The organism is Ruegeria sp. G12 (genome assembly GCF_056533565.1).
Genome location: NZ_JBQFOO010000010.1, coordinates 166217 through 172521, shown reverse-complemented (window position 1 = coordinate 172521; position 6305 = coordinate 166217). Strand labels below are relative to the sequence as shown.

The following is a 6305-nucleotide window of genomic DNA, read 5'->3' as shown; positions in this document are numbered from 1 at the left end:
GGGCTCTGCCCCCGGTCCCCCGGGATATTTTTAGCCAGATGAAGGGGATCCCCCGGACTCTCGCGAGGAGTAACAAGATGAACAAACTGGCGGATTATGACGGGCCTATTCTGGAGATCGACAAGCTTTCGATTTCGTTTTTCACCCGGTTGAGAGAAATTCCGGCCGTTATGGATTTCTCGGTCAGTGTGCAGCCAGGTGAGGCGGTCGGGTTGGTTGGAGAATCCGGGTGCGGCAAATCCACGGTGGCGCTGGGTGTCATGCAGGATTTGGGCAAGAACGGGCGCATCGTGGGTGGCTCGATCAAGTTCAAGGGGCGCGATCTGGGTGAGATGACCACCGAGGAGCTGCGCGACATTCGTGGCAATGAGATCGCGATGATCTATCAGGAGCCGATGGCCTCGCTGAACCCGGCGATGAAGATTGGCAAGCAGCTGATGGAAGTCCCGATGATCCACGAGGGCGTTGGGCAGGAAGAGGCCTACGCCCGCGCGCTGGAAGTGGTGACCGATGTGCGCTTGCCTGACCCAGAGCGGATGCTGAATTCGTTCCCGCATCAGTTGTCGGGTGGTCAACAACAGCGGATCGTGATCGCGATGGCGCTGATGTCGAAACCGGCGCTTTTGATTTTGGACGAGCCCACAACGGCGTTGGACGTGACGGTTGAGGCTGCCGTTGTCGAACTGGTCAAGGATCTGGGCAAGAAATACGGCACCTCGATGCTGTTCATCTCGCACAACCTTGGTTTGGTACTGGAAACCTGCGACCGGCTGTGCGTGATGTATTCCGGCGAGGCGGTCGAGCGCGGCTCGATCCATGATGTGTTCGACGAGATGCAGCACCCTTATACCCAGGCGCTGTTCCGCTCGATCCCCCTGCCGGGCGCCGACAAGAACGCGCGCCCGCTGGTGGCGATTCCGGGGAACTTCCCGCTGCCGCATGAACGCCCGCCGGGTTGTAACTTTGGCCCGCGCTGTGATTATTTCGAGGAAGGCCGCTGTGACGCGCAGAACATTCTGATGGAGGCTGTGCCCGGCAATGATCGTCATCACACGCGGTGTCTGAAGTTCAAAGAGATCGACTGGAACGCGCCGATCACCGTGGGCGAGCAGAAGGAGAAGGCCGAAATTGGTCGTACGGTCCTGAAAATGGACAACCTCAAGAAATACTATGAGGTGGCCGCGAACGCTCTGTTCGGCGGAGGTGCAACGAAAGTGGTCAAGGCCAACGAGACGCTGAGTTTCGAGGCGCATGAATCGGAAACGCTTGCCATCGTGGGTGAATCCGGCTGCGGCAAGTCGACCTTTGCCAAGGTTCTAATGGGTCTGGAAACCGCGACAGACGGGCAGATTCTGCTGGACAACCGCAACATCGAAGCGGTGCCCATCGAAGAGCGCGATGCCAAGACCGTGGGCGAGGTTCAGATGGTGTTCCAGAACCCGTTTGACACGCTGAACCCGTCGATGACGGTGGGGCGACAGATCATCCGGGCGTTGGAAATCTTCGGTGTCGGCAACTCCGAGGCCGAGCGCAAGAAGCGGATGCTTGAGCTTCTGGATCTGGTGAAGCTGCCTCGTGCCTTTGCAGACCGGATGCCGCGCCAATTGTCAGGCGGGCAGAAACAGCGGGTCGGCATCGCGCGCGCCTTTGCGGGTGACGCGCGGATTGTTGTGGCGGATGAGCCGGTGTCGGCGCTGGACGTATCGGTTCAGGCCGCCGTCACCGATTTGCTGATGGAGATTCAGCGCGAACACAAGACGACGCTGCTATTCATCAGCCACGACCTGTCGATTGTCCGCTACCTCAGCGACCGGGTGATGGTGATGTATCTGGGCCATGTGGTCGAACTGGGGACAACGGATCAGGTGTTCGCACCGCCCTACCACCCCTATACCGAAGCGCTGCTGAGCGCGGTTCCCATCGCGGATACCTCGATTGAGAAAGAGCACATTGTTCTTGAGGGCGACATTCCGTCGGCGATGAATCCGCCTCCGGGGTGTCCGTTCCAGACGCGGTGCCGTTGGAAATCGGAAGTGCCGGATGGCCGGTGTGAATCGGATGTGCCTCCGGTCAAGACGTTGGCGGAAGGGCATCAGGTCAAATGTCATTTGGCCGAAGACATCCTTGCCCGTATGGAACCGGTTATCAAAATCGCAGCCGAGTAACGGCGCAAACGAAAAGGACCAGCCTAGTGCTGGTCCTTTTTCATTGAACGGGGCTACGTGTCAGCCCCCCCAGATCACCCGAACGTAGTTCTGTGTTTCTTTGTAGGGTGGAATCCCGCCATGCTTTTCAACAGCTTTCGGGCCCGCGTTATAGGCGGCCAATGCCAGTTTCCATGATTTGAACTTGCGGTACTGCCACGACAGATAGCGCGCGCCGCCCTCAAGGTTTTGTTTAGGGTCATGCGGGTTTACACCCAGCAGCTCGGCAGTCTGCGGCATAAGCTGCGCCAGCCCCAACGCCCCTTTGTGCGACTTCGCATGCGGGTTCCAGCCGCTTTCCTGCTGAACGAGGCGCAAGAACAGGTCCTCTGGCACGCTGTGCAGACGTGCGGCATTGCGGGCCAGTGCCAGATACTCCCCCCGATACTTGCCGGTGTAGCGCTTGTTGAACGTGCTCTGGGACGTCTTCGGCTTCAGACGCGCGGAATCGCGGTATTGCGTTGCGGCGCGGCCATCCAGAACCTTGGCTTGCTTTAGAAAAATGTCCTTGCGACTTTTCGAGGACAGCGTTTCAGCCTGCACCGGGCCATTCGCCAGCGCAAAACACGCAACCGTAAAACCAACTACCAGAGGTCGCATAAATGCCTATCCTGCCCGTTCAAAAACCAGTCGGAGTATAGGTATTCCAACTAAAAATGAAAGCTTGGTAAAGGCCACCCTAAGAAATCAGCCTGAAGGTGTGGCCATCAACCATGTTTTAACCAAGTTGCAGGCCGTATAGGGTCGCTCTGAAACACAGCGCCAGATTCGGCGCATTCTATGTAGAACAGAACGGGGAAATACATGGCAGGCTCAGTAAACAAGGTCATTCTGGTGGGCAATCTTGGCCGCGATCCCGAGGTCCGATCGTTCCAAAACGGGGGCAAAGTGTGCAACCTGCGCATCGCTACATCCGAGAACTGGAAGGACCGGAACACGGGCGAACGGCGCGAGCGGACGGAATGGCACTCGGTCGCCATTTTCTCGGAACCGCTGGCCCGTATCGCCGAGCAATACCTGCGCAAGGGCAGCAAGGTCTATATCGAGGGCCAGTTGGAAACCCGCAAATGGCAGGACCAATCGGGCCAGGACCGGTACTCGACCGAGGTTGTGCTGCGCCCCTATCGTGGCGAACTGACCCTGCTGGACAGCCGCGGTGAAGGCGGTGGCGGTCAGTCGGGCGGATATGGCGGCGGTCAGGCTGGTGGTGGCTACGGCGATCCCTATGGCGGCCAATCCAGCGCACCTGCACCGGCCTCGGGCGGAATCGACGACGACGAGATTCCGTTCTAACCGAAACGGAGACATAACATGACATGGTCCTTCTCACTCGGCCGCCTGCTTGGCTCCGAACTGAGGGTCCATGTCACCTTTTTCCTGCTTTTGGCCTGGATCGGATTTGCCGCCTATAACAACGGCGGCTGGCCTGCGGCGGTAGAAAATCTGCTGTTTGTTCTTCTGCTTTTTGCCTGTGTCGTGGCGCATGAATTCGGTCACGCGCTGATGGCGCGGCGTTATGGGATCAAGACCCCCGACATCACTTTGCTCCCCATTGGCGGGCTGGCACGGCTGGAGCGGATGCCAGACAAACCGATGCAAGAGGTCTGGGTCGCGTTGGCCGGGCCTGCCGTCAATATCGTCATATGGCTCGTGCTGGTCGTTCTTGGTGCTGGCATGCCCTATGAGACCATTACCCAGATCGATTCGCCCAATGCAGGGTTCCTGAACCGGCTAGCCTATATCAACCTGCTGCTGGCGGCGTTCAATATGATCCCCGCCTTCCCGATGGATGGGGGGCGTGTGTTCCGCGCGTTGTTGTGCCTGCGGATGGACCGGGTCAAGGCCACTCGTGTTGCGGCTTTGGGTGGTCAGGTTGTGGCCGTTGGGCTCGGGTTTCTGGGACTAAGTTCCGGCAACCCGATCCTCGTCCTGATCGCGGTTTTTGTTTTCATTGCGGCCAATGCCGAAAGTCAGGATGTCGCGCTGCGGTCCGTTGCGCGCCGCGTTCTGGCGCGGGATGCCATGATCACCGAATTTCACGCCCTGTCACCCGAGGACACGCTAAGCATGGCGGCGCAGGCCGTTATTCACACGACCCAGCACGAGTTTCCGGTTCTGGATGCCGAAGGGCTGCTGCTCGGATTCGTGACCCGTGACCGCTTGTTTGCAGCGCTGGCAGGGGATCACCCGCGCTCGGACCCGGCGACGTCAATCATGGTCACCGACATTCCGCGGGTTGCCCTGACCGCAGGGTTAGAGACTGTTCTCAAAGGATTGCACAAAGGCGCCCCGGCCATCGCAGTTCTCAGCCGGACGGGGCATATGGTCGGGTACATCACGCGCGAGAATATCGGCGAATTGATGGTGATCCGGGGACGTTAAAACGCTTAGCAATCAAGACGTTGCCAAAGCATCCTGCAGCACCGACAGAACCGCGTCGCGCGGCACATCCGAGGTCACAAAGGCTTGCCCGATACCCCGCGCCAGAATGAACCGCAACTGGCCGTCCACGACCTTCTTGTCCTGTGCCATCAGGTCAACCAACGCCTCGGCCCCCGGCAAGTCGCCGGGGATATCGGCCAGATCGGTTTTCATCCCCATCGCCCGCAAATGCGCCCGAACACGGCTGGGGTCTTCCTGCGAACATAGACCCAGGCGCGAGGACAACTCGAACGCCAAAGCGCAACCGATGGCCACTCCTTCACCGTGCAGCAGCCGGTCGGAATACCCTGTCGCGGCTTCGAGCGCGTGGCAAAATGTATGGCCCAGGTTCAGCAACGCCCGGTCGCCCTGCTCGGTCTCATCCCGCGCCACGATGTCGGCCTTCATCTGGACAGAGCGGGTTACAGCCTGAACACGCGCGGCCATGTCACCAGACGACAGGACCGGGCCATTGGCTTCAAGCCATTCGAAGAACTCGGCATCGCCCAGCAGCCCGTATTTGACGACCTCGCCATAGCCCGCAAGAAAATCCCGCGCGGTCAGGGTACCCAAAACGGATGTATCTGCCAAAACCAGAGAGGGTTGGTGAAACGCCCCGATCAGGTTCTTGCCCTGCGGCGCGTTGATGCCGGTCTTGCCGCCCACGGAACTGTCGACCTGCGCCAACAGAGACGTAGGCACCTGCACAAACCGCACCCCGCGCCGCATCACCGCCGCCGCAAACCCCACGAGATCGCCGATGACACCGCCGCCAAGAGCAACAACAACGTCGCGACGCTCGATCTTTTCCGCCAGCAGCCACTCGACGGCGCGTTCGAAATGCGGCCAGCTTTTGGTGGCTTCTCCGGCGGGAAGGGTCAGCGCCGTCATCTCAATCCCAGCCGTCGCCAGTCCTTCGCGCAGCGCATCCAGATGCAGCCCGGCCACGTTGTCGTCGGTCACGACCGCCACTTTTGGCCGATGCAACAAAGGCGCAATCCGCGCGCCCGCGTCTGCCAGCAAATTAGGCCCGATTTCAACGTCATACGAGCGTTCACCCAGCTCAACATGCACAGTCTGATGCATTTTACTTCCGTTCCAAAACGTCAGGGCGCGCGGTCAGGGCCTGAAGCACCCGCTCTACCATATTGTCAATCGAGACTTCCCCGTCCGAGAGAACCGTCAGATCGGCCTCGGCATAGATCGGGACGCGCGCATCGTATAAGCCTTTGAGCGTCGCGTAAGGATCAGGTGTCCGTAGCAAAGGACGTGTGTCCTTATGGCGGACCCGGTTCCACAGGACGTTCAGGTCCGCCCGCAACCAGACCGATGCCCCGCGCTGGGTGATCATGCGTCGGTTTTCTTCAGACAGAAACGCCCCGCCTCCCGTTGACAGGATGCCTTTTTCCTCATCCAGCAGCCGACCGATGATCTGAGATTCCTTGCTGCGGAAAAAGGGCTCGCCATCGCGCTCGAAAATCTCGGGGATGGTCATGTTGGCCGCCGATTCGATCTCGGCATCGCTGTCGAGGAAGGGCACACCCAGCCGCGCGGCCAGTGCCCGGCCCACTGCCGTTTTTCCGGCGCCCATCATGCCCACCAGAACCACGGTTTTGTGCAGATCAAAACCGGACCGTGTGTCCGCTGAGTGAGTGTTATGCTTTATTTCGCTCATTTAAC

At 59.5% G+C, this 6305-nt stretch carries 6 protein-coding genes; 3 read left to right on the top strand and 3 right to left on the bottom strand.

Annotation, left to right across the window (positions count from 1 at the left end):
* Positions 1 to 77 precede the first annotated feature (77 nt).
* Positions 78 to 2165, top strand: a complete 2088-nt coding sequence (locus ACR0JN_RS19920) for a dipeptide ABC transporter ATP-binding protein (RefSeq protein WP_480817998.1) — start codon at positions 78 to 80, stop codon at positions 2163 to 2165.
* A gap of 60 nt (positions 2166 to 2225) precedes the next feature.
* Here the strand turns inward: ACR0JN_RS19920 and ACR0JN_RS19915 are convergent, their stop codons facing one another.
* Positions 2226 to 2804: a lytic transglycosylase domain-containing protein gene (locus ACR0JN_RS19915; RefSeq protein ID WP_480888240.1), complete on the bottom strand. Its 579-nt coding sequence runs from the start codon at positions 2802 to 2804 to the stop codon at positions 2226 to 2228.
* A 204-nt stretch (positions 2805 to 3008) separates the two neighbouring features.
* Here ACR0JN_RS19915 and ssb point away from each other — a divergent pair, with 204 nt between their 5' ends.
* Together ssb and ACR0JN_RS19905 are read left to right on the top strand one after the other, a co-directional pair.
* Positions 3009 to 3497, top strand: a complete 489-nt coding sequence (gene ssb / locus ACR0JN_RS19910) for a single-stranded DNA-binding protein (protein WP_480510365.1) — start codon at positions 3009 to 3011, stop codon at positions 3495 to 3497.
* Between the two features lie 18 nt (positions 3498 to 3515).
* A complete protein-coding gene (locus ACR0JN_RS19905) occupies positions 3516 to 4586 on the top strand; it encodes a site-2 protease family protein (RefSeq protein ID WP_480888239.1) in 1071 nt (356 codons plus the stop codon).
* Between the two features lie 12 nt (positions 4587 to 4598).
* Here ACR0JN_RS19905 and aroB read toward each other — a convergent pair whose 3' ends face one another.
* Both aroB and ACR0JN_RS19895 read right to left on the bottom strand, forming a co-directional pair.
* The gene (gene aroB, locus ACR0JN_RS19900) at positions 4599 to 5711 is read right to left on the bottom strand and encodes a 3-dehydroquinate synthase (protein WP_480888238.1); all 1113 of its coding nucleotides are present in this window, start codon (positions 5709 to 5711) and stop codon (positions 4599 to 4601) included.
* 1 nt (position 5712) lies between these two features.
* On the bottom strand, positions 5713 to 6300 hold the full coding sequence (locus tag ACR0JN_RS19895) for a shikimate kinase (protein ID WP_480888237.1): 588 nt from the start codon (positions 6298 to 6300) through the stop codon (positions 5713 to 5715).
* Positions 6301 to 6305: the final 5 nt, after the last annotated feature.

Excerpts from the sequence above, each read along its gene's own strand:
- ACR0JN_RS19895 (WP_480888237.1), bottom strand. The coding sequence starts at position 6,300 with ATGAGCGAAATAAAGCATAACACTCACTCAGCGGACACACGGTCCGGT.
- ACR0JN_RS19920 (WP_480817998.1), top strand. The coding sequence starts at position 78 with ATGAACAAACTGGCGGATTATGACGGGCCTATTCTGGAGATCGACAAG.
- aroB (WP_480888238.1), bottom strand. The coding sequence starts at position 5,711 with ATGCATCAGACTGTGCATGTTGAGCTGGGTGAACGCTCGTATGACGTT.
- ACR0JN_RS19905 (WP_480888239.1), top strand. The coding sequence starts at position 3,516 with ATGACATGGTCCTTCTCACTCGGCCGCCTGCTTGGCTCCGAACTGAGG.
- ssb (WP_480510365.1), top strand. The coding sequence starts at position 3,009 with ATGGCAGGCTCAGTAAACAAGGTCATTCTGGTGGGCAATCTTGGCCGC.
- ACR0JN_RS19915 (WP_480888240.1), bottom strand. The coding sequence starts at position 2,804 with ATGCGACCTCTGGTAGTTGGTTTTACGGTTGCGTGTTTTGCGCTGGCG.